Source organism: Streptomyces sp. NBC_00846 (assembly GCF_045207325.1).
In the GTDB taxonomy this organism is placed as follows: domain Bacteria; phylum Actinomycetota; class Actinomycetes; order Streptomycetales; family Streptomycetaceae; genus Streptomyces.
Genome location: NZ_CP108846.1, coordinates 5,596,948 through 5,622,441 on the forward strand (window position 1 = coordinate 5,596,948; position 25,494 = coordinate 5,622,441).

At 70.1% G+C, this 25,494-nt stretch carries 27 protein-coding genes; 20 read left to right on the forward strand and 7 right to left on the reverse strand.

Features of this window, described 5'->3' with window-relative positions:
• The first annotated feature begins 4 nt into the window (after nucleotides 1–4).
• The 3 genes from leuD to OG936_RS25795 all read left to right on the forward strand — a co-directional run bounded on the left by leuD (nucleotide 5) and on the right by OG936_RS25795 (nucleotide 1,727).
• Entirely contained in the window at nucleotides 5–598 is a 594-nt protein-coding gene (gene leuD / locus OG936_RS25785; RefSeq protein ID WP_406497806.1) for a 3-isopropylmalate dehydratase small subunit, read from the forward strand.
• A 104-nt stretch (nucleotides 599–702) separates the two neighbouring features.
• On the forward strand, nucleotides 703–930 hold the full coding sequence (locus tag OG936_RS25790; protein ID WP_093545158.1) for a hypothetical protein: 228 nt from the start codon (nucleotides 703–705) through the stop codon (nucleotides 928–930).
• A 143-nt stretch (nucleotides 931–1,073) separates the two neighbouring features.
• Complete coding sequence (locus OG936_RS25795) at nucleotides 1,074–1,727, forward strand: HU family DNA-binding protein (RefSeq protein ID WP_406497807.1); 654 nt, start codon at nucleotides 1,074–1,076, stop codon at nucleotides 1,725–1,727.
• A 95-nt stretch (nucleotides 1,728–1,822) separates the two neighbouring features.
• Here OG936_RS25795 and OG936_RS25800 read toward each other — a convergent pair whose 3' ends face one another.
• Together OG936_RS25800 and cofC are read right to left on the reverse strand one after the other, a co-directional pair.
• Nucleotides 1,823–2,026: a hypothetical protein gene (locus tag OG936_RS25800; RefSeq protein ID WP_351074089.1), complete on the reverse strand. Its 204-nt coding sequence runs from the start codon at nucleotides 2,024–2,026 to the stop codon at nucleotides 1,823–1,825.
• A gap of 10 nt (nucleotides 2,027–2,036) precedes the next feature.
• The gene (cofC, locus tag OG936_RS25805) at nucleotides 2,037–2,714 is read right to left on the reverse strand and encodes a 2-phospho-L-lactate guanylyltransferase (protein WP_406500609.1); all 678 of its coding nucleotides are present in this window, start codon (nucleotides 2,712–2,714) and stop codon (nucleotides 2,037–2,039) included.
• A gap of 155 nt (nucleotides 2,715–2,869) precedes the next feature.
• Between cofC and OG936_RS25810 the strand changes: the two genes are divergently transcribed.
• From OG936_RS25810 to OG936_RS25820, 3 genes are all read left to right on the forward strand, one after another.
• Nucleotides 2,870–3,622 carry a lysophospholipid acyltransferase family protein gene (locus OG936_RS25810; RefSeq protein WP_383751436.1) on the forward strand — a complete coding sequence of 251 codons (753 nt, stop codon included), beginning with the start codon at nucleotides 2,870–2,872 and terminating at the stop codon, nucleotides 3,620–3,622.
• The gene (locus tag OG936_RS25815; protein ID WP_406497809.1) at nucleotides 3,619–4,629 is read left to right on the forward strand and encodes an NAD(P)H-dependent glycerol-3-phosphate dehydrogenase; all 1,011 of its coding nucleotides are present in this window, start codon (nucleotides 3,619–3,621) and stop codon (nucleotides 4,627–4,629) included. Before OG936_RS25810 ends, OG936_RS25815 begins: the two co-directional genes overlap by 4 nt.
• Nucleotides 4,630–4,734: 105 nt before the next feature.
• On the forward strand, nucleotides 4,735–5,892 hold the full coding sequence (locus tag OG936_RS25820) for a D-alanine--D-alanine ligase family protein (RefSeq protein WP_406497810.1): 1,158 nt from the start codon (nucleotides 4,735–4,737) through the stop codon (nucleotides 5,890–5,892).
• Nucleotides 5,893–5,941: 49 nt separating this feature from the next.
• Here OG936_RS25820 and OG936_RS25825 read toward each other — a convergent pair whose 3' ends face one another.
• Both OG936_RS25825 and OG936_RS25830 read right to left on the reverse strand, forming a co-directional pair.
• A complete protein-coding gene (locus OG936_RS25825; RefSeq protein WP_406497812.1) occupies nucleotides 5,942–6,430 on the reverse strand; it encodes a DUF3515 domain-containing protein in 489 nt (162 codons plus the stop codon).
• A 20-nt stretch (nucleotides 6,431–6,450) separates the two neighbouring features.
• Nucleotides 6,451–6,684 (reverse strand): Lrp/AsnC family transcriptional regulator, encoded by a 234-nt coding sequence (locus OG936_RS25830; RefSeq protein ID WP_072487263.1) that lies wholly within the window; start codon nucleotides 6,682–6,684, stop codon nucleotides 6,451–6,453.
• Nucleotides 6,685–7,011: 327 nt separating this feature from the next.
• Between OG936_RS25830 and OG936_RS25835 the strand changes: the two genes are divergently transcribed.
• Together OG936_RS25835 and thiD are read left to right on the forward strand one after the other, a co-directional pair.
• Entirely contained in the window at nucleotides 7,012–7,983 is a 972-nt protein-coding gene (locus OG936_RS25835) for a thiamine-phosphate kinase (protein WP_406497814.1), read from the forward strand.
• A gap of 9 nt (nucleotides 7,984–7,992) precedes the next feature.
• Nucleotides 7,993–8,799 carry a bifunctional hydroxymethylpyrimidine kinase/phosphomethylpyrimidine kinase gene (thiD, locus tag OG936_RS25840; RefSeq protein WP_406497816.1) on the forward strand — a complete coding sequence of 269 codons (807 nt, stop codon included), beginning with the start codon at nucleotides 7,993–7,995 and terminating at the stop codon, nucleotides 8,797–8,799.
• Nucleotides 8,800–8,885: 86 nt separating this feature from the next.
• Here the strand turns inward: thiD and rpmB are convergent, their stop codons facing one another.
• The gene (gene rpmB / locus OG936_RS25845; protein WP_030928661.1) at nucleotides 8,886–9,071 is read right to left on the reverse strand and encodes a 50S ribosomal protein L28; all 186 of its coding nucleotides are present in this window, start codon (nucleotides 9,069–9,071) and stop codon (nucleotides 8,886–8,888) included.
• Between the two features lie 260 nt (nucleotides 9,072–9,331).
• Here rpmB and OG936_RS25850 point away from each other — a divergent pair, with 260 nt between their 5' ends.
• From OG936_RS25850 to mutM, 9 genes are all read left to right on the forward strand, one after another.
• Nucleotides 9,332–10,951, forward strand: a complete 1,620-nt coding sequence (locus tag OG936_RS25850; RefSeq protein ID WP_406497817.1) for a DAK2 domain-containing protein — start codon at nucleotides 9,332–9,334, stop codon at nucleotides 10,949–10,951.
• Nucleotides 10,952–11,242: 291 nt separating this feature from the next.
• The gene (gene recG, locus OG936_RS25855; RefSeq protein ID WP_406497819.1) at nucleotides 11,243–13,459 is read left to right on the forward strand and encodes an ATP-dependent DNA helicase RecG; all 2,217 of its coding nucleotides are present in this window, start codon (nucleotides 11,243–11,245) and stop codon (nucleotides 13,457–13,459) included.
• Between the two features lie 273 nt (nucleotides 13,460–13,732).
• Nucleotides 13,733–14,317, forward strand: coding sequence for a 16S rRNA (guanine(966)-N(2))-methyltransferase RsmD (gene rsmD, locus OG936_RS25860; RefSeq protein ID WP_406497821.1), 585 nt, complete (start codon nucleotides 13,733–13,735; stop codon nucleotides 14,315–14,317).
• 26 nt (nucleotides 14,318–14,343) lie between these two features.
• Nucleotides 14,344–14,823, forward strand: a complete 480-nt coding sequence (gene coaD / locus OG936_RS25865) for a pantetheine-phosphate adenylyltransferase (protein WP_266752491.1) — start codon at nucleotides 14,344–14,346, stop codon at nucleotides 14,821–14,823.
• A 109-nt stretch (nucleotides 14,824–14,932) separates the two neighbouring features.
• The gene (locus OG936_RS25870) at nucleotides 14,933–16,018 is read left to right on the forward strand and encodes a cell division initiation protein (RefSeq protein WP_406497823.1); all 1,086 of its coding nucleotides are present in this window, start codon (nucleotides 14,933–14,935) and stop codon (nucleotides 16,016–16,018) included.
• Between the two features lie 178 nt (nucleotides 16,019–16,196).
• Nucleotides 16,197–16,868 carry a YceD family protein gene (locus tag OG936_RS25875; RefSeq protein WP_383751462.1) on the forward strand — a complete coding sequence of 224 codons (672 nt, stop codon included), beginning with the start codon at nucleotides 16,197–16,199 and terminating at the stop codon, nucleotides 16,866–16,868.
• A 2-nt stretch (nucleotides 16,869–16,870) separates the two neighbouring features.
• Entirely contained in the window at nucleotides 16,871–17,044 is a 174-nt protein-coding gene (gene rpmF, locus OG936_RS25880) for a 50S ribosomal protein L32 (RefSeq protein ID WP_003965982.1), read from the forward strand.
• Nucleotides 17,045–17,063: 19 nt separating this feature from the next.
• On the forward strand, nucleotides 17,064–17,888 hold the full coding sequence (rnc, locus tag OG936_RS25885) for a ribonuclease III (RefSeq protein WP_406497826.1): 825 nt from the start codon (nucleotides 17,064–17,066) through the stop codon (nucleotides 17,886–17,888).
• Nucleotides 17,889–17,974: 86 nt separating this feature from the next.
• Complete coding sequence (gene mutM / locus OG936_RS25890; RefSeq protein ID WP_406497828.1) at nucleotides 17,975–18,844, forward strand: bifunctional DNA-formamidopyrimidine glycosylase/DNA-(apurinic or apyrimidinic site) lyase; 870 nt, start codon at nucleotides 17,975–17,977, stop codon at nucleotides 18,842–18,844.
• A 24-nt stretch (nucleotides 18,845–18,868) separates the two neighbouring features.
• On the opposite strand, the gene OG936_RS25895 is transcribed toward mutM, so the two are convergent.
• Entirely contained in the window at nucleotides 18,869–19,273 is a 405-nt protein-coding gene (locus tag OG936_RS25895; RefSeq protein WP_406497830.1) for a winged helix-turn-helix transcriptional regulator, read from the reverse strand.
• A gap of 65 nt (nucleotides 19,274–19,338) precedes the next feature.
• On the reverse strand, nucleotides 19,339–20,271 hold the full coding sequence (locus OG936_RS25900) for a CAP domain-containing protein (protein ID WP_406497831.1): 933 nt from the start codon (nucleotides 20,269–20,271) through the stop codon (nucleotides 19,339–19,341).
• 145 nt (nucleotides 20,272–20,416) lie between these two features.
• Here OG936_RS25900 and OG936_RS25905 point away from each other — a divergent pair, with 145 nt between their 5' ends.
• The 3 genes from OG936_RS25905 to OG936_RS25915 all read left to right on the forward strand — a co-directional run bounded on the left by OG936_RS25905 (nucleotide 20,417) and on the right by OG936_RS25915 (nucleotide 25,366).
• A complete protein-coding gene (locus OG936_RS25905; protein WP_406497832.1) occupies nucleotides 20,417–20,698 on the forward strand; it encodes an acylphosphatase in 282 nt (93 codons plus the stop codon).
• A 440-nt stretch (nucleotides 20,699–21,138) separates the two neighbouring features.
• Entirely contained in the window at nucleotides 21,139–21,351 is a 213-nt protein-coding gene (locus OG936_RS25910) for a hypothetical protein (protein ID WP_018551753.1), read from the forward strand.
• A gap of 331 nt (nucleotides 21,352–21,682) precedes the next feature.
• Nucleotides 21,683–25,366 (forward strand): AAA family ATPase, encoded by a 3,684-nt coding sequence (locus OG936_RS25915; RefSeq protein WP_406497834.1) that lies wholly within the window; start codon nucleotides 21,683–21,685, stop codon nucleotides 25,364–25,366.
• Nucleotides 25,367–25,494 lie beyond the last annotated feature (128 nt).

The window sequence follows — 25,494 nt, forward strand, 5'->3', positions numbered from 1 at the left end:
AATCATGGAAGCTTTCACCACACACACCGGCCGGGCCGTCCCGCTGCGCCGCAGCAACGTCGACACCGACCAGATCATCCCCGCCCACTGGCTGAAGAAGGTCACCCGCGACGGCTTCGAGGACGGACTCTTCGAAGCCTGGCGCAAGGACGAGAACTTCGTCCTCAACCGCCCCGAACGCAGCGGTGCCACGGTGCTGGTCGCCGGTCCCGACTTCGGCACCGGATCGTCCCGCGAACACGCCGTGTGGGCGCTGCAGAACTACGGCTTCAAGGCCGTCATCTCCTCCCGGTTCGCCGACATCTTCCGCGGCAATTCGCTGAAGAACGGGCTGCTGACCGTCGTGCTCGACCAGAAGATCGTCGACGCGATCTGGGGGCTGACCGAGGCCGACCCGACGGCCGAGGTCACCGTCGACCTGGAGGCGCGACAGGTCCGCGCCGCGGGCATCACCGCCGACTTCGAGCTCGACGAGAACGCCCGCTGGCGCCTCCTGAACGGGCTGGACGACATCAGCCTCACCCTTCAGAACGAAACGGACATCGCGACCTATGAGGCGGCGAGGCCGAGCTTCAAGCCGCGTACAATTAACGCCTGAGCAGCGCGTTTCCAGGACTGCGCCCCCTGCCTTCTGGTAGGGGGCGCAGTCGCTTGTTGAGACCCCGTCGGGCGACAACTCGCCCCAGATGGCACAATCGGTGCATGGAACGCGACAGCCAACTCAAGCTTTACGGCCAAGTCGCCGACCGATTGAAGGAAGCGCACACAAGAGTGCGCACACTGCAAGTCCCGGAGGGCGTAAGGATGGCGCTGTCCCGGAAGCTGTTGGTCATCACGGCCGCGGCTAAGCACGATCTCCCGGATGCGGCAAGGCGTCTGGACCGGTTGATGAAGGACCTCGATGAGGGCCGATTCCCCGAAGGTGACTGACTCTGCGGAACTGTGCAGCGGTCGACTTCGTTGCGGCACTAGGGTGATTAGCCCGTTTCGTGTTTGATTTGCGGTATATATCTGCCTAACGTGCGAAAACGCTTGAACACTTTCGTTCAAGCAATGTCTCCGAAGGGGAAGACGTGAACAAGGCGCAGCTCGTAGAAGCGATTGCCGACAAGGTCGGCGGCCGTCAGCAGGCCGCGGACGCCGTTGACGCGGTGCTCGACGCGATCGTCCGTGCGGTTGTCGCGGGGGACCGTGTTTCGGTCACCGGCTTCGGCTCGTTCGAGAAGGTCGACCGCCCCGCCCGCTACGCCCGCAACCCGCAGACGGGTGAGCGGGTGCGGGTCAAGAAGACCTCGGTTCCCCGTTTCCGCGCGGGACAGGGCTTCAAGGACCTGGTGAGCGGCTCGAAGAAGCTCCCCAAGGGCGAGGTGGCCGTGAAGAAGGCGCCCAAGGGCAGCCTCACGGGCGGTGTTGCCCGTACGACGGCCAAGGCCGCGGCCAAGAAGGCCGTGGCGAAGAAGGCCGTGGCGAAGAAGGTCACCGCCAAGAAGGCCGTGACCGCCGCGAAGACCACCGCGGCGAAGAAGACCACCGCGAAGAAGGCGGCTCCGGCCGCCAAGAAGACCACGGCGGCGGCGAAGAAGACCACGGCCGCGGCGGCGAAGAAGACGACGGCGGCCGCCAAGAAGACCGCGCCCGCCAAGAAGGCCACGGCGAAGAAGGCGCCCGCGAAGAAGACCACGGCGCGCAAGACCACGGCGAAGAAGGCCACCGCGCGCAAGAAGTGAGGCCGGGCAGCGTGCAGCTGCAGACACGCGCCGGGCCGGGCTCCCCTCGGGGAGCCCGGCCCGCGGGCTGTTGCGGGCAGGGTGCGCGCGGCCGTTCAGAACGTCTGCAGGGTCACCAGGGTGATCCGCAGATCCGCCCCCTCGCCGACGCCTTCGATCCGCACCCGCTGCCCCGGACGCAGCAGCCGCAGCCCGCCCGCGTCGAAGGCCCGGGCGTCGAACTCCACCGGGGTCCCGTCGTCGAGCAGCACACTGCCGGTGCGGGTCTCGGGGTCGTACGTGTACGAGGTCGCCTGCATGTACGGAAGCCTATCGGTCCAGCGGGAAGAGGCCCGCGGCCCAGTGCCCCGAGGTGTGCGGGCCGGTACCCAGGGCCAGCGCCGCCCGCAGATCGTCGCCGGTGTCCACGTCCTGGCGGACCGAATCGATGCCGGTCAGCGTGATTTCCACCGCGCCGGAGTCCAGGTGCCGGGCCCGGGAAGGGCCGCCGAAAGCCGGACGCAATTCCACTCCCGGTGCTGCCGAAAGAAATGTTGTTCCAATTCCTGCCGAATCGGTGACAAATGCACGGGGAAATGTGGCGGAAAAATCGAGGACCCGGGCCAGTTCCGCGGGACGCAGCGCGGGCAGGTCCGCGTTGAGAGCGGCGACCGCCGCGCCGGGCCGCCCGGCCCGTGCCGTCCGTTCACCGTGTGCCAGGGCGGCGTTGAGCCCGCGATCCGGTTCGTCGGGCACGACGCGGGCCCCGAGGGCCGCGAGAGCCGCCCCCGCCTCAGTGTCGTCCGTGACGACCACCACATCCCGGACCGCCCGGCAGGACAGGGCGGCGGCCACGGTGTCCCGGGCGAACGCGAGGGCGAGCCGTGGGCGCAGTGCGGCGCCCGTCGCGGACGCGAGCCTGCTCTTGGCCCGTGCCAAGGGCTTCAACGGGACGACCAGAGTCCAAGGACCGGCCGGGTCGGTGTTCGTGGCTATCTCCCCCTCGATGCGCGTCGCCGCTTATTCTCGCCTGCCGGTGCGAGAACCCGGAGGGTCGGCCCCGAAAGCGGGGCGTACGGTGTTCTCGACAGAGCAGGGGCCTGGGGCGAGACTTGACCGTCGGTAGCCAGGCAGAGTTCAGCCCCATAGAGGAAGGTGTCCGAGTGTCCCGCCGCAGAATCGGCTTCTGGTACCGCCTGGCGGCGGTGATCGCAAAACCGCCGCTGGTGGTTCTGTTCAAGCGTGACTGGCGGGGAATGGAAAACATTCCGGCCGACGGCGGATTCATCACTGCGGTCAATCACAACTCGTATCTGGACCCGCTTTCCTACGGACACTTCCAGTACAACACCGGACGTGTGCCACGGCTTCTCGCGAAGGCCGGCCTCTTCAAGACCCCCTTTGTCGGAATGATGCTGCGCGGCACCGGACAGATCCCCGTGTACCGCGAGACGACCAACGCGCTGGACGCCTTCCGGGCCGCCGTCGACGCCATCGAGCGCGGTGAATGCGTCGCCTTCTACCCGGAGGGCACCCTCACCCGCGACCCCGACATGTGGCCGATGGCCGGCAAGACCGGCGCCGCCCGCGTCGCGTTGATGACGAAGGCCCCGGTCATCCCGGTCGCCCAGTGGGGCGCCAACCTCGCGATGCCGCCGTACGCCAAGGAGAACAAGTTCCGGTTCTTCCCTCGCAAGACCCTCCAGGTGCAGGCCGGACCGCCCGTCGACCTCTCCCGCTTCTACGACGAGGAACCGACGCCCGACCTCCTGCGCGAGGCGACCGAGGTCATCATGGCCGCGGTGACCGAGCAGCTGGAGATCGTACGGGGCGAGAAGGCCCCCGCGGAGCCGTACGATCACCGCAGAGCTCGTGCAGAACAGCGGCGCAAGGCCGAAGGAAAGGGACCCAAGTGACGCACCCCGTAAAGGCAGCCGTCTTCGGAACCGGCTCATGGGGTACGGCCTTCGGCGTGGTTCTCGCCGACGCCGGCTGCGACGTCACCCTCTGGGGCCGTCGCGCCGAAGTCGCCGAGGCAGTCAACACGACCCGTACCAACCCGGACTACCTGCCGGGAATTGAACTCCCCGCGTCGGTCCGGGCCACCACCGACGCGGCCGAGGCGCTGCACGGCGCCGACTACGCCGTGCTCGTGGTGCCTTCGCAGACCCTGCGCGCCAACCTCGCCGACTGGGCCCCGCACCTCGGCTCCGACACCGTCCTCGTCTCGATGATGAAGGGCGTCGAACTCGGCACCGCGAAGCGGATGAGCGAGGTCATCGAGGACGTCACCAAGGTGACCCCGGACCGCGTCGCCGTCATCACCGGCCCCAACCTGGCCAAGGAGATCGCCGAACGCCGCCCCGCCGCCGCCGTCGTCGCCTGCCAGGACGAGTCCGTGGCCCAGCGCCTCCAGAGCGCCTGCCACACCCCGTACTTCCGCCCGTACACCAACACCGATGTGGTCGGCTGCGAACTCGGCGGCGCGGTCAAGAACGTCATCGGTCTCGCCGTGGGCATCGCCGACGGCATGGGCCTCGGCGACAACGCGAAGGGCTCGCTCATCACCCGGGGCCTCGCCGAGACGACCCGGCTCGGCCTCGCCATGGGCGCCGACCCGCTGACCTTCTCCGGGCTCGCGGGCCTCGGCGACCTGGTCGCAACCTGCTCCTCGCCGCTCTCGCGCAACCACACCTTCGGCACCAACCTCGGCCGCGGAATGACGCTCCAGGAGACGATCGCGGTCACGAAGCAGACAGCCGAGGGCGTCAAGTCCTGTGAATCGGTGCTCGATCTGGCGCGCAGGCACGGCGTCGACATGCCGATCACCGAGACGGTCGTCGGCATCGTCCACGAGGGCAAGCCGCCCGTGGTCGCGCTGCGCGAGCTCATGTCGCGCAGCGCGAAGCCCGAGCGACGCTGACGACGGGCCGGGGAAGCGCGCAGAGCGTTGAACGTTCGCGGTCACCGCTCCAGCGGCCCCGGCCGCGCTGACGCGAGGGGTACCAGCAGGTACGCTCGACGCGATATGAGCAGCGAGAACCTCCCCCAGAGCCCGGAGCAGCAGCTCCGCAAGCCGCGCGTGGCCGTCGTGTTCGGCGGCCGCAGCTCCGAACACGGCATCTCCATCGTCACGGCCGGCGCCGTCCTGAACGCCATCGACCGGACGAAGTACGACGTCCTGCCGATCGGCATCACGACGGACGGCCGCTGGGCGCTCACCGCCGACGAGCCCGAACGCATGGCCATCACGGACCGGAAGATGCCGGATGTGGCCCAGCTGGCCGAGTCCACCGAGGGGGGCGTGGTCCTCTCCGTCGACCCCGGCAACCGTGAAGTGGTGTACAGCGAGCCCGGCTCGGTCCCCAAGGCGCTCGGCGAGGTCGACGTCGTCTTCCCCGTACTGCACGGCCCGTACGGCGAGGACGGCACCCTGCAGGGGCTCCTGGAGCTCTCCGGTGTGCCCTACGTCGGCGCCGGGGTGCTCGCCTCGGCCGTCGGCCAGGACAAGGACTACATGAAGCGGGTCTTCACCTCGTTCGGACTGCCGGTCGGCCCGTACGTCGTGGTGCGCCCCCGCGAATGGGACGCGGACCCCGCCGCCGTCCGCAAGCGCATCGTGGACTTCGCCGGGGACCACGGCTGGCCGCTCTTCGTGAAGCCCGCCCGGGCCGGCTCGTCCATCGGCATCACCAAGGTCGACGACCTCTCCGGTCTCGACGAGGCGATCGAGGAGGCCCGGCGCCACGACCCCAAGTTCCTCGTCGAGTCGCTGCTGCGGGGCCGCGAGATCGAGTGCGGGGTGCTGGAGTTCGAGGACGGTCCGCGCGCCAGCGTGCCCGCCGAGATCCCGCCGGTCACCTCGCACGACTTCTACGACTTCGAGGCCAAGTACATCGATTCGGCCTCCGGGATCGTGCCCGCGCCGCTCACCGAGGAGCAGACCGCCGAGGTCCAGCGGCTGGCGGTCGAGGCCTTCGAGGCCGTGTCCTGCGAGGGCCTGGTGCGTGCCGACTTCTTCCTCACCGAGGACGGCGGCTTCGTGATCAACGAGATCAACACCCTGCCGGGCTTCACCCCGATCTCCATGTACCCGCGGATGTGGCAGGAGAGCGGTGTGAGTTACCAGGAGCTGGTGGACCGGCTGATCCAGGCCGCGTTGAACCGGCCGACCGGCCTGCGCTGAGACGAGTCCCGCGCCGTAGGGCGTGCACTCCCGTCGTGGAGGGCACGCCCTACAGGCTGCTGGGCACCGTCTTCGTGATCGCCGGGCCGAACGCGGCCAACGGGCTCGCGTCATGCGCGTAGGCCGTCGAGAAACTCACCTCGACGTACGCCTTGCGGAAGGTGGTCGTAAAACGCGGACCGGCGTCTTCCGGCTGCTCCAGCAGCCAGTTGACGCCGTCCGCCTCGGTGGCCTTCGCCGAGGGGTCGTCCATCTTCGCGGGCCGGGGGACACCGCAGCGCAGTACGATCGCTCCGTCCCCCCACTCGGCGATCAGTTCGGACTCCGTCCCGGTGCCACCGCGGCCGAGTCCGGCAACGGTCCTCGGCAGCTCCTTGTGCAGTGCGCGGCAGTAGGCTGCGGCTTCCGGAGACGGGGTGGGAACCGTGATCGACGCCGCGGCGTCCGTCGAGGAACAGCCCGCCGCGGCCAGCAGCAGTGAGGCAACGAGCGGACCGAGAAGCACGGGATGGCGGAAGCGGCGGCGCGATGATGTCACCGGCCCAGCGTAGACGGGGACTACAGATGAACGACCGGGCAGGTCAGGGTTCGCGTGATGCCTTCCACTTGCTGGACCTTGGCGACCACCATGCGGCCGAGTTCATCGACCGTGTCGGCCTGGGCGCGCACGATCACGTCGTAGGGGCCCGTGACGTCCTCTGCCTGGATCACTCCCGGAACTCTGGCGATGGTCTCGGCGACGGTCGACGCCTTGCCCACCTCGGTCTGAATAAGGATGTACGCCTGTACCACGGAACCTCCAGGACGGCCACGAGGATCGTGTGGGGATGGGAAAGGGACGCCACGGTATCGCGTTGCCGCGAACCGCGGGGAGACCTGCGGGGCGGTTGACGTCCACAGCGTGGCGCTCACACAGCACAAGTTGACGTATCTCTTGACAGTACCGACAGCAGAGACGGCACGCGACCGCAAGCGCGACGGGGCGAAAGGGGGACGGACATGACGATGGGAACCGGTGCAGACTGCTCTCTGCGGCGGCGGCCGGTCCACGGCCTGGACCCCCGGCCGCCGAAGCAGCCCGGACGGACGTCCGGCGCGACAGATGAGAGGTGAGACTCGGTGAAGGGAACCGTGGGCGAGTTGGGGGAGTTCGGGCTCATCAGGGAGCTGACTTCCCGGCTCACCACCACTCCGGCGGTACGGCTCGGCCCCGGCGACGACGCCGCGGTGGTGTCCGCTCCCGACCGCAGGGTCGTGGCCAGTACGGACATCCTGCTGGAGGGACGGCACTTCCGCCGCGACTGGTCGACCGCATACGACGTCGGCCGCAAGGCCGCCGCCCAGAACCTCGCCGACATCGCCGCCATGGGGGCCGTGCCCACCGCGCTGCTGCTCGGCCTGGTCGTCCCCGCCGAACTCCCGGTCGCCTGGGCCGGCGAGCTGATGGACGGCATCCGTGACGAGTGCCAGGTCGCCGGCGCGGCCGTGGTCGGCGGCGATGTGGTGCGCGGCGAGACGATCACCGTCTCGATCACCGCACTCGGCGATCTGCGCAACCACGAACCGGTCACCCGGTCCGGCGCCCAGCCCGGCGACGTCGTCGCCGTCACCGGCTGGCTCGGCTGGTCCGCCGCCGGTTACGCCGTGCTCTCCCGCGGTTTCCGCTCGCCCCGCGCCTTCGTCGAGGCCCACCGGCGCCCCGAACCGCCGTACCACGCGGGCCCCGCGGCCGCCGGGCTCGGCGCCACCGCGATGACGGACGTGAGCGACGGACTCGTCGCCGACCTCGGGCACATCGCCGAGGCCAGCAAGGTCCGGATCGACCTGCGCTCCGGACTCATCGACATCCCCTCACAGATGTCCGACATCGGGCAGGCCGTCGGCGTGGACCCGCTGCAGTGGGTGCTCACCGGGGGAGAGGACCACGCGATCGTCGCCACCTTCCCGCCGGACGTGAAACTGCCCGCCCGCTGGAAGGTGATCGGCGAAGTCCTCAACCCCTCGGCGCTGCCACAGGTGACGGTCGACGGGGCGCCCTGGACCAGCAAGGGCGGCTGGGACCATTTCGGCGGCATCGAGGACGCCCAGTAGATTCGGCGTATGCCCCTGTCTGCTGCCGTACCCGCCCGTGTGCTCACCGTCGCCGGATCCGATTCCGGCGGTGGTGCGGGCATCCAGGCCGATCTGAAGACGATGCTCGCGTTCGGCGTGCACGGAATGAGCGTGCTGACCGCCGTCACCGCCCAGAACTCGCTGGGCGTGCAGGGCGCCTGGGAACTGACCGCCGAGGCCGTCACCGCCCAGTACCGCAGCGTGGTGGACGACATCGGTGTGCAGGCGGTGAAGACCGGCATGCTGGCGTCGGCCGCCCTCGTGGAGACCGTGGCCGAACTCCTCGCGGGCACCGCGGCCCCGGTCGTCGTGGACCCGGTCGGGGTCTCCAAGCACGGAGATCCGCTGTTGGCCGCCGAGGCGCTCGATTCCGTACGGACGAAACTCCTGCCGGTCGCCACGGTCGCCACCCCGAACCTGGACGAAGTGGCGCAACTCACCGGCGTGCACGTCACGGACGAGACCGGAATGCGGCATGCCGCCACCGGGATACTGGCTTTCGGGCCGCGCTGGGTCGTCATCAAGGGCGGGCATCTGCCCGGCGACCCCGTCGATCTGCTGACGGACGGCACCGCGGAGCACTGGCTGCGCGCACCCAGGCACGACAACCGGCACACCCACGGCACCGGCTGCACGCTCGCCTCGGCGATCGCCTGCGGACTGGCGCTGGGCCAGGACGTGCCCACGGCCGTAGGAGGCGCGAAGGCGTACGTCACCGGGGCGATCGCGGCCGGATTCCCGCTGGGCGCCGGGATCGGCCCCGTCGACCACGGCTGGCAGACGCGCACCGGGTGAGGACGCACCGCAGCACAGCAAAAAGCCGGTCCACCGAGGTGGACCGGCTTTTTGGGCAACCGGAAGGCTGCGCTACGACGGGAACGTCAGCGCGCGACCTTGCCGGCCTTGATGCACGAGGTGCAGACGTTGAGCCGCTTCGGCGTCCGACCGACCACGGCACGCACGCGCTGGATGTTGGGATTCCAGCGACGGGACGTACGGCGGTGCGAGTGCGAAATGTTGTTGCCGAAGCCCGGCCCCTTGCCGCAGACGTCGCAGTTGGCAGCCACGGGTCACTCCAAAGACTTCAGGTGCACTTACAGTGAATTCCGGCGCGCCGGATTCATTTGACTGAAGTGGCGGCACCGGGGGAATGGCCCGACTCTCATCGGGCAACCGAAGCAGCATACAACGGCTGCGTCGGTAGAACGAAACTACCATGGGTTCCGCCGCCCCCCGTCCCGCCCCTGTCGCCGCCGGACCCGGCGCGCGGGGACTACTCTGCGGTGCAGCCGGCCACCCACGGCCGTTCTTCGAGGAGGACCGACAGGTGCCGCAGACCGCCGACGAGATCGACGCCGTCGCGGTGCGTACCTGGTGCTCACTGGCGCTGGAGGCGCTGGGCCGGGAGCGCGAGGCGATCGACGCGATCAACGTGTACCCCGTCGCGGACGGGGACACCGGTACGAACCTCTACCTCACCGTCGAGTCCGCGAACCAGGCCGTCGAAGCCGTCTTCGCCGCCCATGAGACCGGTACGACCGTGCCCGTCGCCGCCGACGTGGTACGGGCCATGGCGCACGGAGCGCTGATCGGTGCCCGCGGGAACTCCGGCACGATCCTGGCCCAGTTGCTGCGCGGGATGGCCGGGGTGCTGGCCGGCGGGCACGACGCGGACCACCTGCGCCGGGCGCTCACGAGCGCCGCGGCCGCTGCCTGGCAGGCCGTCGCCCACCCCGTCGAGGGCACCGTGCTCACCGTGGCCACCGCCGCCGCCGAGGCCGCCGGGCGCACCGCGGACGACGCCGGAACCGCGGCGGTCGCGCGGGCGGCGTACGAGGGGGCGCGGACGGCCCTGGAAGCGACCCCCGGACAACTCGCCGTCCTCAGGCGCGCGGGCGTCGTGGACGCCGGGGGGCGGGGCCTGGTGACCGTGCTCGGGGCGCTCGTCGAAGCGGTCTCCGGTCGGGCGCCCGAGCGCCGTCACGTGGCCGCGCCCACGCTTCCGGTGCCGGACGACTGCGCGGTGGCCGACGCGGAAGGCGGACCGGCCTTCGAGGTCATCTACCTGCTGGAGGCCACGGACGGCGCCGTGGACCGGCTGCGGACCCGGCTCGACGGACTCGGCGACTCGCTCGTCGTGGTGGGCGGCGACGGGCTGTGGAACGTCCACGTGCATGTCGACGACGCGGGTGCGGCGGTGGAGGCCGGCGTCGAGGCGGGGCGGCCGTACCGCATCCGGATCACCCACTTCGGCGCGGACCGGGTGCACCCCCACGCCGAACCCGTGCAGCGCGCGGTCGTCGTGGTGGTTCCCGGCGACGGGCTCCGCGGCCTGTGCAAGGAGGCCGGGGCGACGACGGTCCTGGCGCGCCCCGGGGAGCCGCCCGCCAGCGGCGAACTCGTCGATGCGATCCGCCGGGCGCACGCCCGCGAGGTGGTCCTGCTGCCCAACGACGCCGAGTTGCGCCACACCGCCGCCGCGGCCGCCGAGCAGGCCCGCGCGGAGGGAGTCAGGGTCGCCCTGATCCCGACCCGGGCCGCCGTCCAGGGCATCGCGGCCCTCGCCGTCCACGAACCCGGCCGCAGCTTCGACGAGGACGTGGTCGCGATGACCGCCGCGGCCGGCGCCACCCGCTACGCCGAACTGGCCGTCGCCGAGCGGCAGTCCTGGACCATGGCGGGCATCTGCCAGGCCGGCGACATCCTCGGCCTGATCGACGGCGACGTTGCGGTCATCGGCGAGGACGTACCTGAAACGGCCCGTAACGTGCTGGACCGCATGCTGGCGGCGGGCGGCGAACTGGTCACCCTGGTCCTCGGCGAGGACGTCCCCGACAGCCTCGCGGACGCGCTGGAGGAGCACGTACGCGAGGGCTATCTGGCGGTCGACACGGTGGTGTACCGGGGCGGCCACCAGTGCGCTCCGCTGCTGATCGGGGTGGAGTAGGGCGGCACGGCCCCGCCCAGTACGGGTCGGGCAGGGCCCCGCCCGGCACGGGTCCCCAAGTGCCGCACGGGCCCCGCTCGCTCGGATCACGCCGGGCCCGCGCCCCCCGGCGCGTGCGTCGCCGCGTTGTCGCCGGCCTTCCCCGGGTCCCGGGCCCCGGGACGCGGACCGAGCTCGACCGGGGGCCGTGCTCATGGGATCCTGTCCCAGGGGCGTGGCGACGGTTCCGACCAGGGGATTTTGGCGTCCCGGGTGGTGCCCACCGGACATCTGTCAGTGGTGTGGTGTGCAATGGATCGCGTGTCTGCGTTCGATGAACCCCTCAAGAAGCTGCTCGGCGGAGCCACCGCGAAGGTGATGGCCGACCATCTCGACCTGCACACGGTCGGTGATCTGCTGCACCACTACCCGCGGCGGTACGAGGAGCGCGGCCGGCTCACGGCGCTGACCGACCTCCCGCTGGACGAGCATGTGACGGTGGTCGCCCAGGTCGCCGACGCCCGCGTCGTGATGTTCAACAACGGCCGCGGCAAGCGCCTCGAAGTGACCCTCACCGACGGCAGTGGCCGCCTCCAGCTCGTCTTCTTCGGCCATGGCGTCCACAAGCCGCACAAGGAACTGCTGCCGGGCCGAAGGGCGATGTTCGCGGGCAAGGTCTCCGTCTTCAACCGCAAGATGCAGCTGGCCCACCCCACGTACCAGCTGCTGGACGCCGAGTCCATCGACGGGGCCGAGGCCACGGAAGCGGTGGACGCCTTCGCCGGGCGGCTGCTGCCGATCTACCCGGCCTGCAAGCAGCTGGACTCGTGGCGGATCGCCAAGGCCGTCGACACCGTGCTGCCCAGCGCGCGGGAGGCCGTCGACCCACTGCCGCCGAGCCTGTGCGAGGGGCGCGGGTTCATCCCGCTCCCGGAGGCGTTGCTGAAGGTGCACCGTCCGCAGACCAAGGCGGACATCGCCCAGGCCAGGGACCGGCTGAAGTGGGACGAGGCATTCGTCCTCCAGGTCGCACTGGCCCGCCGCAGATACGCGGACACCCAGCTCCCGGCGGTCGCCCGGAAACCCGCCCACGGCGGACTGCTCGACGCCTTCGACGCGAAGCTGCCGTTCACCCTCACCGAGGGGCAGCGGAAGGTCTCCCAGGAGATCTTCGACGACCTGGCGACCGAGCACCCGATGCACCGGCTCCTCCAAGGGGAGGTGGGCAGCGGGAAGACCATGGTCGCGCTGCGCGCGATGCTCGGCGTCGTCGACGCGGGCGGACAGGCCGCCATGCTCGCGCCCACCGAGGTGCTCGCCCAGCAGCACCACCGGTCCATCACGGAAATGATGGGCGAGCTGGCCGAGGGCGGAATGCTGGGCGGCTCCGACCTCGGTACGAAGGTGGTGCTGCTGACCGGGTCCATGGGGATGGCGGCCCGCCGTCAGGCGCTGCTCGACCTCGTCACCGGCGAGGCCGGGATCGTGATCGGCACGCACGCGCTGATCGAGGACAAGGTGCAGTTCCACGACCTGGGCCTGGTCGTCGTCGACGAACAGCACCGCTTCGGGGTGGAACAACGCGACGCGCTCCGGTCCAAGGGGAAGCAGCAGCCGCACCTGCTGGTCATGACCGCCACCCCCATTCCCCGTACGGTCGCCATGACCGTCTTCGGTGACCTGGAGACCTCCGTACTGGACCAGCTGCCCGCCGGCCGTTCCCCGATCGCCAGCCACGTCGTCCCCGCCAAGGACAAACCGCACTTCCTCAGCCGCGCCTGGGAACGGGTCCGGGAAGAAGTGGAAAGCGGACACCAGGCCTACGTGGTCTGCCCCCGCATCGGCGACGACGCCGAGGACGAGACGGCAGGGAAGAAGGGGAAGAAGCAGGCACCCGAGGACGACGGCGAGAAGCGCCCCCCGCTCGCCGTCCTGGAGATCGCCGAACAGCTCGCCAAGGGCCCGCTCACCGGGCTGCGCGTCGAGGTGCTGCACGGCAGGATGAACCCCGACGACAAGGACGACGTGATGCGCCGCTTCGGCGCGGGCCAGGTCGACGTCCTCGTCGCCACCACCGTCATCGAGGTTGGGGTCAACGTCCCCAACGCCACCGCGATGGTCATCATGGACGCCGACCGGTTCGGGGTCTCCCAGCTGCACCAGCTGCGCGGCCGGGTCGGCCGCGGCTCCGCCCCCGGACTCTGCCTGCTGGTCAGCGAGGCCCACGAGGCGAGTCCGGCCCGCGCCCGGCTGTCGGCCGTCGCCGCCACCCTCGACGGCTTCGAACTGTCCCGGATCGACCTCGAACAGCGCCGTGAGGGCGATGTCCTCGGCCAGGCCCAGTCCGGGGTCCGCTCCTCGCTGCGGATGCTCACCGTCATCGACGACGAGGAGGTCATCGCCGCCGCCCGCGCGGAGGCCGCGGCGATCGTCACCGCCGACCCGGAGCTGGAACACCTGCCGGAGCTGCGGACCGCGCTGGACGCGCTGCTCGACAAAGAGCGCGAACAGTACCTCGACAAGGGGTGACGGGTGCGCGGGCGTGTGTCGGAAGTCCCGCCGTCCGCCCCAAGGGCGGGCCCGGCGGCGTCTGGTGCGTGCGATCGCAAGGCGGAGGGTCGTCCTCGTACTGGACGTACCTGTATGAGCCGGACAACGCAGCGAGCGTGCGGGCCAGGCGTCGCCGGGCAAGCGGGACTTCCGAGACACGCCCGCGGGCCCGATCCGCCGCGACGCCATATCGTGGATGCCACGGCGCCGCAGCATCCTGCGGGCCACCCACGAACCGAGGACCAGACACCCATGACCCGCGTGATCGCCGGCTCGGCCGGCGGACGCCGCCTGGCCGTCCCGCCCGGCACCGGCACCCGCCCCACCTCCGACCGAGCACGCGAGGGCCTCTTCTCCACCTGGGAAGCCCTCCTGGGCAGCCTCCACGGCACCCGTATCGCGGATCTGTACGCGGGCTCCGGCGCCGTCGGCCTGGAAGCGCTCTCGCGCGGCGCCGTCCACGCCCTGCTCGTCGAGACCGACCCCAGGGCCGTCCGCACCGTCCGGGACAACGTCCGCACGCTCGGACTGCCCGGCGCCGAAGTCCGTACCGGCAAAGCAGAACAGATCGTGACAGGGCCGGCGCCCGCGGAGCCCTACGACGTGGTGTTCCTGGACCCGCCGTACGCCGTGACCGACGACGATCTCGCCGAGATACTGCTCACACTCCGTACCCAGGGGTGGCTCGCAGCCGATGCGCTCGTCACCGTGGAACGCGGCACCAGAGGCGGGGAATTCAACTGGCCCAAGGGATTCGAGCCACTGCGGGCCCGTCGCTACGGCGAGGGAACGCTTTGGTACGGTCGCGCCGCCTCTACGTGCGAAGACGCACGATGACCGGACCGGAGAGCGAGGGAATCAAGTTGCGCCGCGCCGTCTGCCCGGGGTCGTTCGACCCCATCACCAATGGACACCTCGACATCATTGGCCGCGCCTCGAAGCTGTACGACGTCGTCCATGTCGCGGTGATGATCAACCAGTCCAAGAAGGGCCTCTTCACGGTCGACGAGCGCATCGACCTGATCCGCCAGGTCACCGCGGACTTCGGTAACGTCCAGGTCGAGTCCTTCCACGGCCTCCTGGTCGACTTCTGCAAGCAGCGCGACATCCCGGCGATCGTGAAGGGCCTGCGGGCCGTCAGCGACTTCGACTACGAGCTGCAGATGGCCCAGATGAACAACGGTCTCTCCGGCGTCGAGACGCTCTTCGTGCCGACCAATCCCACCTACAGTTTCCTGTCGTCCTCCCTGGTCAAGGAGGTCGCCACCTGGGGCGGCGACGTCTCTCACCTGCTGCCCCCGGTGGTCCACGCAGCCCTCGTGGAGCGCCTGGGAGAACGCTGATCCGGCGCCGAATATCTGGCCAACCGTCACCAGGTGTCGGGCGGGCGCCGACTGGCCGTACAGTCGTCCCGTCCGTCTCCAATCGGCAGTAGAGAGTGGCGAGCACACGGTGGACGTGCAGAAGAAGCTCGACGAGATCGTCGAGGCGGTCGGGAGCGCCCGGTCCATGCCCATGTCGGCTTCGTGCGTGGTCAACCGCGCCGAGCTGCTTGCGATGCTCGAAGAGGTGCGCGAGGCCCTGCCCGGCTCGCTCGCCCACGCCCAGGAGCTGATCGGCGGGCGGGAGCAGATGGCCGAGCAGGCCCGTCAGGAGGCCGAGCGGATCATCGAGGCCGCACACGCCGAACGCGCCTCGCTGATCTCCGGGACCGAGGTCGCCGTGCAGTCCCGCAGCGAGGCCGACCGCATCCTCGGTGAGGCCCGCCGGGAGGCCGATGAGGTCCGCGCCGAAGCCGACGAGTACGTCGACAGCAAGCTCGCCAACTTCGAGGTCGTCCTCACCAAGACCATCGGCTCCGTCGACCGGGGCCGCGAGAAGCTCCTCGGCCGCGGCCAGGCCTTCGACGAGCAGGGATACGAGGACCCGGACTTCGCCGAGGCCCCCGAGCGCAGCACCGACCCGGCCACGCTCCAGCGCCGCGCCGACGAGTACGTGGACACCAAGCTCGGCGCCTTCGAGGCCGTGCTCGCCAAGACCCTGGAGGCGGTCGGCCGCGGCCGGCAGAAGCTGCACGGCCGGGTCGCCACCGACGAACTCGGCGTCCACATGGCCGCCCAGGACGCGGCGGGCAACCAGGTCCGCATGAGCGACGAGGACCACTGGGCCGGCCTCGCCGAGCTGGCCACCCCGGAACCGCAGCCGGTGCACCAGCAGCTCCAGCCGCACTTCCCCGCCCAGGACCGGCCGGACTACGCGGAGACGTACGCGTACCAGGAGCAGCCGCAGCCGCAGCAGGACGTCTACGGGTACCAGCAGCAGCCCGACCCGTACGCCGCCTATCAGCAGCAGGGCTACGACCAGAGCCAGGCCCAGGCCCAGATCCCGGTCCAGGGGTACGACGGCTGGCAGCAGCAGCCCATGCAGCCCCAGCAGGCGCTCCAGCCGCAGGGCGAGAGCGCCCTCGACGAGACCAGCCTGTTCGACACCAGCATGATCGACCTGGACCAGCTGCGCCGGTACGAGCAGGAACGCTGACCGGTCGCGCCGGCGGCCCGGTCGCCACGGCGTCCGGGCCGTACAGGGGACCGGTGGACCGGATTGGGAGCTGGGCGGCGCGTCCAGTATCCTTGCTCTCCGGTCGCGCATGTCCGCGATCCAGGCTGCCCGTTTCGCATCCGAAACCGGGCGGCCCTCCCCACGCTGTGTGATGCACATGATTTCGAAAGCAGGAAAAGCCCTGAACGGCCACCTCGACCACCGAAACCCTCTCGTGTTCGATACGCACGAGCTGGGTCGGCGTCCCGGTGCCCTCCAGCGGCTGACCCGCACCGTGGACGCGCCCGGCTCACCGGCCCTCGGCATCGACGAGGTCATCGGTGTGCCGGAAGGCGCACCCGTGGAGCTGGAACTCCGTCTCGAATCGGTCATGGAGGGGGTGCTTGTCACAGGCACCGCCCGTGCGTCGGCCGAGGGGGAGTGCGTAAGGTGTCTGGAGCCGCTGCGCCTCGAGGTTGCGGCGGACTTCCAGGAGATGTTCTCGTACCCTGACGCCGATGACCGGGGCCGCAGCCACAAGGCGGAACCGGCCGACGACGCCGAGGACGACGAGGACAGGCTCTTCATCGAGGACGGCCTGTTCGACCTCGAACCAGTGCTGCGTGATGCGGTGGTGCTCGCACTGCCGATGCAGCCGGTGTGCCGGGAGTCCTGTGCCGGTCTGTGTTCCGAATGCGGAATCAGGCTGGACGAGAACCCCGGACACCACCACGATGCCGTGGACATCCGTTGGGCGGCATTGCAAGGACTCGCCGACACCGTTCAGGACGGCGAGAAGGACAACATGGGCGGCGCCGAAGCGGGCGTCGACGAGAAGCAGGAGAAGTAGCCGTGGCTGTTCCGAAGCGGAAGATGTCGCGCAGCAACACGCGCCACCGCCGGTCGCAGTGGAAGGCTGCGGTCCCCACCCTGGTTTCGTGCGAGCGTTGCCAGGAGCCGAAGCTGCAGCACATCGCGTGCCCCAGCTGCGGCACGTACAACAAGCGCCAGGTCCTCGAGGTCTGAGCGGCTGGTGAGAGGCCCGATGTCTGAGTTGTCCAACGCCAAGAAGCAGGCAGACAACGTCAACACAGCCTCGTCCCACACGCTTCTGGAAGGGCGGCTCGGGTATCACCTCGAGTCCGCCCTTCTGGTGCGTGCGCTGACCCACCGTTCGTACGCGTACGAGAACGGCGGTCTGCCGACCAACGAGCGGCTCGAATTCCTCGGGGATTCGGTGCTCGGCCTGGTCGTCACGGACACGCTGTACCGCACCCACCCCGACCTGCCCGAAGGCCAGCTGGCCAAATTGCGGGCCGCGGTGGTCAACTCGCGTGCACTTGCGGAAGTGGGCCGCGGCCTCGAACTCGGCTCCTTCATCCGGCTCGGCCGCGGTGAAGAGGGCACGGGCGGCAGGGACAAGGCGTCCATCCTCGCCGACACCCTTGAAGCGGTGATCGGCGCGGTCTATCTCGACCAGGGCCTCAGTGCGGCCTCGGAGCTGGTCCACCGGCTCTTCGACCCGCTGATCGACAGGTCCTCCAACCTCGGTGCCGGCCTGGACTGGAAGACCAGCCTCCAGGAACTCACCGCGAGCGAGAGCCTCGGCGTCCCCGAGTACCTCGTCACGGAGACCGGCCCGGACCACGAGAAGACCTTTACTGCTGCTGCTCGCGTCGGTGGTGTCTCGTACGGCACCGGCACCGGCCGTAGCAAGAAGGAAGCGGAGCAGCAGGCGGCGGAGTCCGCCTGGCGTGAGATCAGCGCCGCCGCGGAAGCGCGGGAGGCCGCGGCGAAGGCCGCTGCCGACGGAGGGGCCGCCGACACCCCTGCCGACCCGTCGCCGTCGTCGGACGTCGCTCCGGCCTGACCCCGAATTCCCCCCGGTGCCCTGCGCACCGGGGGGTTTTCGCTGTCCGGATACCCTGGGAACGTCCCTGAACGAGGAGCCACACCGTGCCCGAGCTGCCCGAGGTCGAAGTCGTACGGCGGGGTCTTGAGCGCTGGGTCACCGGCCGGACCGTCTCAGACGTCGAGGTGCTGCACCCGCGTGCCGTCCGTCGCCATCCCGCAGGCGGTGTGGACTTCGCGGCCCGGCTGGGCGGTGCCCGCCTCGGTCCGGCCATGCGGCGCGGCAAATACCTCTGGGTGCCGCTGGACGACGCCTCCAGCTCGCTGCTGGGCCACCTCGGCATGAGCGGCCAACTGCTCGTACAGCCGCAGGATGCCCCCGACGAGAAACATCTGCGCATCCGGATCCGCTTCCAGGACTCGCTCGGTACCGAGCTGCGCTTCGTCGACCAGCGGACGTTCGGGGGGCTCTCGCTCCACGAATGCGCCGCCGACAGCACGGACGGGCTGCCCGACACCATCGCGCACATCGCCCGCGACCCTCTGGACCCGGCCTTCGACGACGCGGCGTTCCACGCGGCCCTGCGATTGCGCCGTACGACGATCAAGCGCGCGCTGCTCGACCAGTCGCTGATCAGCGGAGTCGGCAACATCTACGCGGACGAGACGCTCTGGCGCGCCAAGCTGCACTACGACCGCCCGACCTCGACCCTCACCCGCCCCAAGTCGGCCGAACTGCTGGGCCATGCCCGCGACGTGATGAACGCGGCGCTCGACCAGGGTGGTACCAGCTTCGACAGCCTCTACGTCAACGTGAACGGCGAGTCCGGCTACTTCGACCGCTCCCTCGACGCATACGGGCAGGAGGGCGAGCCCTGTCACCGCTGCGGTACGCCGATACGCCGCCGGGCGTGGATGAACCGCTCCAGCTACTTCTGCCCGCGCTGCCAGCGGCCGCCGCGCACCGTTTCCTAGGCCGGGCTTCCCAGGGCCGGTTTCCTAGGCCCGGAGCTCCGGGCGAGGGTGGGCCTCGTCGTACCGGTCGCGGGCCCGGAGCACTTCGGGCATCCGGCCCTCGACGAGACCGATCAGCGCGAGCAGCCGTTCGGCGACCTGCCGGCCCAGGGGCGTCAGCTCGTAGTCGACGCGCGGCGGATTGGTCGGCTGGGCCTCGCGGTGGACCAGACCGTCCCGCTCCAGGGCGTGGAGCGTCTGCGACAGCATCTTCTCGCTCACCCCGTCGACCCGGCGACGGAGCTCGTTGAAGCGGAAACTGCCGTCGTACAGGGCTCCGAGCGTCAGGCTGCCCCAGCGGCCGGTGACATGCTCCAAGGTGCCGCGCGAGGGGCACTGCCTGGAGAACACGTCGAAGGCGAGCGCGTCCAGACGGGTCTTCTCGTCCATCCGGACAGCCTACGCCCGCACAGCGCTCACTGCCGGGATGCGCTTTCTCCCAGTGGGTGGACCTCTCAGAAGCCGAAGTCCTGGGTCCACCAGGGGCCGCCCGCGCCGAAGTGCACGCCGACGCCGAGCGTCTTGTAGTCGCAGTTGAGAATGTTTGCCCGGTGGCCGGCGCTGTTCATCCAGGAGTCCATCACGGCCTGTGCGTCGGCCTGGCCGCGGGCGATGTTCTCGCCGCCGAGCCCCTTCACCCCGGCTTCGGAGGCGCGGTCCCAGGGGGTCCGGCCATCGGGGTCGGTGTGGTCGAAGAAGCCCCGGGCAGCCATGTCGTCGCTGAAGTTCTGGGCGAGCGAGGCCAGTGAGGCGCTGGCCGTCACGGGGCTGCAGCCAACCTTCGAGCGTTCCTGGTTGACCAGGGCGAGCACGGCGGCCTGGGAGGAGGTGGCGGCGGCCGGCGCCGCGGACCTGCGGGTGGCCGGAGCGGAGGAGGCGGGGGCCTCGGGCGCGGCCGACGACTTCTCGGTGGTGACCGGCGCGGCGGTCTTCGACGATGTCGGAGAGGTCGGCGGCGGGGACGACTCCGTCCGCCCGGTCGGCTCGGACGTCCTCGACGGCTTGGCGGACGACGGGGATCCGGAGGGTGACTCCGCCTTCGTCGGGCCGTCGGCCCGCCCAGCGCCGCGACTGGCCTGGGCGGACGCACCGGCGCGGTCGGCCGGCGCGGTGGTCGAGCCGTCCGGGCCCAGCCGATCGGGGACCCCTTCGGTCCGCACCTGATCCGCGGCCGGGCCACCGCCGACCGAGTAGGTGTCGCCGCCCGGCAGCAGGCCGGAGGCGACCGCGACGGCCCCCACGGCAAGGGCGGCGGAGGCGCCGATCAGTCCGGTACGAACAGGTGTCCCGGTCCGCTTCCCGTGGCGCGCACCTCGGTGGCGCCCCGGGTCCCCCGCCGCGCGGTCCTGAACAGCAGGAGCTGCGGCGGAGCGTCGATGGCGTCCCATCTACTGAGCCCTTCTGACGGTCTGGACGCCGGTCCCGGCGTCAACACACCTCACCCGATCGGGTGAGGTTATTGCGACGGGACTGTACGCCATGGCTTCTCGGCAGAAAGTGCTCCGCGAGCAATCGGCCGGTTAGCGTTCAGGCATGAACGAAGACGTACGGCTCACCGCCTGGGTGCGCGGTCGAGTACACCAAGTAGGGTTCCGCTGGTTCACCAGGGCAAATGCTCTGGAGATCGGCGGTCTCACCGGCTTCGCCGTCAATCTCGACGACGGCAGGGTGCAGGTCGTCGCCGAGGGGCGACGTGAGAATTGCCACCGCCTGCTGGACTGGCTGCGCTCGGACGACACACCCGGGCGCGTCGACGGAGTCACTGAGATATGGGACACCCCACGCGGCGGTTACGACGGTTTCGCGATCCGCTGATCGGGGGCCGGTCAGGGCTCCGGATCGGGGGCCGTGTTCGGGCCGTGTTCGAAGGGTGGCGTGCGGTGAGGCGGCGGGGCGCTCATCTGCGTACACATGAAATGACCTGCGGAATGACCCGGTGGTTGCCAAGATTCGGTTGGCATGCCAGGCTGCGGCAGTAAGGATGATCTCCACGCCCCCGAGGGCCCCGCAGGAGAGTCGCGCCGCATGATCGTCAAGCCGCGCGCCCCAGGGCTGCCCGCCTCTACAGGGCGTGATCGTGTTGACCGTCAAACTTTTTGGTGAGACGCTGAAATCCCCGCGCACCGCAGCTGTTCGGCAGAGCTGTTTGGCAGCAGAACAGCAGTGAGTACAGAGCACTGCCGAGCACCGCGGGTGCGATTCCCTCACGACCCACACCGCATCGGTCGGTCACTCAGTGTGGAGGACCATCCATCATGGCAAAGGCGCTTCTCGGTTACGTCGGCGGTTCCGACCCGCGACTCCTCGCCGAGATGCGACGGCTCCAGCAACGCGTCCAGGACCTCGAATCCGAGCTCGTACGGATTCAGGACGAGAACGACGCGCTCAATGCCGCCGCCCAGCACCAAGAGTCGCTGCTCGACAGCATCGACATCGACGTACCTCAGGCGGAGCCGGCGCTGACCTGACCGATGGCCCTCGGGCCGGTCGGGCTGTACGCGTCAGTAGTCGTCCGAGAACATCACCCGGATCGTCGCCGGATCATTGAAGATCACTGCTCTTGATCTGTCACCTTCGTGACACATCCTTGATCCGTCAATGCCGCTGCACCAGTAACACCGCACGCAATACCGCACAAGATTTACAAGGGGCGCTTCGGCGTCCCTTCTTTCTTTTGCGCGGATCTCTCCGCTCGGACCTGCGCGGTACCCGCCCCGGACGTACACCCCTTCCCTTACCGTCTGATGTGCCCTGCACCTTCATCAGCGAAACCGAGAGCGAAAGGTAGAGTCCGGCGGCGTGCACCTCAAGGCCCTGACCCTGCGTGGATTCAAATCGTTCGCCTCCGCCACGACGCTGCGGTTCGAACCCGGTATCACGTGTGTCGTCGGTCCCAATGGGTCTGGCAAGTCCAATGTGGTGGACGCGCTCTCCTGGGTCATGGGGGAACAGGGTGCCAAATCCCTGCGCGGCGGCAAGATGGAAGACGTGATCTTCGCCGGAACGACCGGGCGCCCGCCGCTCGGCCGGGCGGAAGTAGCGCTGACCATCGACAATTCCGATGGCGCACTGCCCATCGAGTACGCCGAAGTGACGATCACTCGGATCATGTTCCGCAATGGCGGCAGTGAATACCAGCTCAATGGCGACACCTGCCGGCTCCTGGACATCCAGGAACTCCTCTCGGACTCCGGTATCGGCCGGGAGATGCACGTCATCGTCGGTCAGGGCCGGCTGGACTCCGTACTCCACGCCGACCCGATGGGGCGGCGCGCATTCATCGAAGAGGCCGCGGGCGTGCTCAAGCACCGCAAGCGGAAAGAGAAGGCGCTGCGGAAACTGGACGCGATGGGAGCCAATCTGGCCCGCGTCCAGGACCTGACCGACGAGCTGCGACGACAGCTGAAGCCGCTGGGCCGGCAGGCGGCCGTGGCACGCCGGGCCGCCGTCATCCAGGCCGATCTGCGCGATGCCAGGCTGCGGCTGCTCGCCGACGACCTGGTGCGGCTGCACACCGCGCTGCGTAGCGAGATCGCCGACGAAGCGGCGCTCAAGCAGCGTCGGGAGGCCGCGGAGGCGGAGCTCAAGGCGGCGCTGGCGCGCGAGGCGGAGCTGGAGGACGAGGTACGGCGGCTGGCGCCGCGGCTCCAGCGGGCCCAGCAGACCTGGTACGAGCTGTCGCAGCTGGCCGAGCGGGTGCGCGGCACGATCTCGCTGGCCGACGCCCGGGTGAAGAGCGCCTCGGCCGCCCCCGAGGAGGAGCGGCGCGGTACGGGATTCAGGGACCCCGAAAGCATGGAGCGGGAGGCAGCCCGCATCCGTGAGCAGGAGGCGGAGCTGACGGCCGCCCTGGAGGCGGCGGAACACGCCTTGGAGGACACCGCCGCCCATCGCGCCGACCTGGAACGGGGGTTGGCGGCCGAGGAACGCAGGCTGAAGGACGCCGCGCGGGCCATCGCGGACCGCCGCGAAGAACTCGCCCGGCTGCACGGGCAGGTCAACGCGGCCCGCGGCCGGGCCGGTTCGGCGCAGGCCGAGATCGACCGGCTGGCCGCCTCCCGCGACGAGGCGCGGGAGCGGGCGGTGGCCGCTCAGGAGGAGTACGAGCAGCTCAAGGCCGAGGTCGAGGGCCTGGACGCGGGCGATGCGGAGCTGGGCGTGCGGCACGATGCCGCCAAGCGGGAACTGGCGGAGGCGGAGGTGGCGCTCGCCACGGCCCGGGAGACGGCCACTGCCGCCGAACGGAAGCGGGCGGCGGTCGCGGCCCGCCATGAGGCGCTGGCCCTCGGCCTGCGCCGCAAGGACGGCACCGGTGCCCTGCTCGGCGCCCGGGACCGTCTGTCCGGACTGATCGGACCGGCTGCGGAACTCCTGACGGTGGAGCCGGGGTACGAAGTTGCGGTGGCGGCGGCCCTGGGCACGGCGGCGGACGCGATCGCGGTGACGGACCCGGCCACGGCGGCGGACGCGATCAGGCTGCTGCGCAAACAGGACGCGGGGCGGGCGGCGCTGTTGCTGGGCGGGGTGCGTGATCACGGCGGGGATGGTGGTGGCTCTGGTGCCTTTGGTGGCTCTGGTGCGACAGTTGCCTCTGGTGCGAGTGTTGCCTCTGGTGCGGGTGAGGGCGATGCGACCGCAGTGCCCGCCGGAAGTCTGCCCGTCGGAAGTACGGCTGCCGGAAGTCCGCCCGCCGTCGCCGTCCTCGTCGACGGGCCGGCCGAACTGGTGGGCACCGTACAGAGACTGGTGCGGGACATGGTGGTCGTCGGCACCCTGGAGGACGCCGAGGATCTCGTGGCCGCACGCCCGGAGCTGACAGCCGTTACCGCCGAGGGCGACATTCTCTCGGCCCGCTTCGCGCACGGTGGTTCCGCCGGAGCACCGAGCCTCCTCGAAGTGCAGGCGTCGGTCGACGAGGCCGCCGCCCAGCTGGAGGAACTGGCCGTACGGTGCGTGGAGTTGACCGAGGCGCAGCGGCTCGCCGGGGAGCGGCGCGGCGCGTGCGCCGGGCTCTTCGAGGAGCTGGGGGAGCGGCGCCGGGCCGCTGAGCGGGAGAAGTCCGGGGTGGCCCAGCAGCTCGGCCGGCTCGCCGGGCAGGCCCGCGGAGCAGCGGGCGAGGCCGAGCGGACGACCGCGTCCGCCGCCCGTGCCCAGGAGGCCCTCGAACGGGCGACGGAGGAGGCCGAGGAACTGGCCGAGCGGCTGCTCGTCGCCGAGGAGATGCCGGTCGAGGAGGAGCCGGACACCTCCGTACGCGACCGGCTCGCCGCCGACGGTGCCAACGCCCGCCAGACCGAGATGGAGGCCCGCCTCCAGGTCCGTACCCACGAGGAGCGGGTCAAGGGACTCGCGGGCCGCGCGGACGCCCTCGACCGGGGAGCCCGCGCCGAACGCGAGGCCCGGGCCCGCGCCGAGCAGCGTCGCGCCAGGCTGCGGCACGAGGCGGCGGTGGCCTCGGCCGTCGCGTCCGGCGCCCGTCAGCTGCTGGCCCACGTCGAGGTGTCCGTCGTACGGGCGGAGCAGGAGAGGGTCGCGGCCGAGGCGGCGAAGGCGGGGCGGGAACGGGAGCTGGCGGCCGAGCGTGACCAGGGCCGCGAGCTCAAGAGCGAGCTGGACAAGCTCACCGACTCCGTCCACCGCGGCGAGGTGCTCGGTGCCGAGAAGCGGCTGCGGATGGAGCAGCTGGAGACGAAGGCGCTGGAGGAGCTGGGCGTCGAGCCGGCCGGGCTGGCCGCCGAGTACGGCCCCGACCAGCTCGTACCGCCCTCACCGCCGGCCGAGGGCGAGGAGCTGCCGGAGGACCCCGAGCACCCGCGCAACCAGCCGAAGCCGTTCGTCCGGGCCGAACAGGAGAAGCGGCTCAGGTCGGCCGAACGGGCGTATCAGCAGCTCGGAAAGGTGAATCCGCTCGCCCTGGAGGAGTTCTCGGCGCTGGAGGAGCGGCACAAGTTCCTCTCCGAGCAGCTCGAAGACCTGAAGAAGACCCGGGCCGACCTGATACAGGTCATCAAGGAGGTCGACGAGCGGGTCGAGCAGGTGTTCACCGAGGCGTACCGGGACACGGCCCGTGAGTTCGAGGGCGTCTTCTCGCGGCTCTTCCCGGGTGGCGAGGGGCGGCTCCTCCTGACCGATCCGGACAATATGCTCGCGACCGGTGTGGACGTCGAGGCCCGGCCGCCGGGCAAGAAGGTCAAGCGGCTCTCGCTGTTGTCCGGCGGGGAACGCTCGCTGACGGCGGTGGCGTTGCTGGTCTCGATCTTCAAGGCCAGGCCCAGCCCGTTCTACGTGATGGACGAGGTCGAGGCGGCGCTCGACGACACCAATCTGCAGCGGCTGATCCGGATCATGGAGGAGCTCCAGGAGAGTTCTCAGCTGATCGTGATCACGCATCAGAAGCGGACGATGGAGGTCGCGGACGCGCTGTACGGCGTCTCGATGCAGGGTGACGGGGTCTCCAAGGTCATCAGCCAGCGGCTGCGCTGACGCTTCCCTCCACCTTCAAGGCTTCAACGCGTCAGTTGGAAGAGCCTTCGTCGAGTAGGCCCAAAAAACGCAATCTCGACTTCGGGATTTGAATGAATAATCTCTCTGGCTTGCTCCCTATCTTCAAG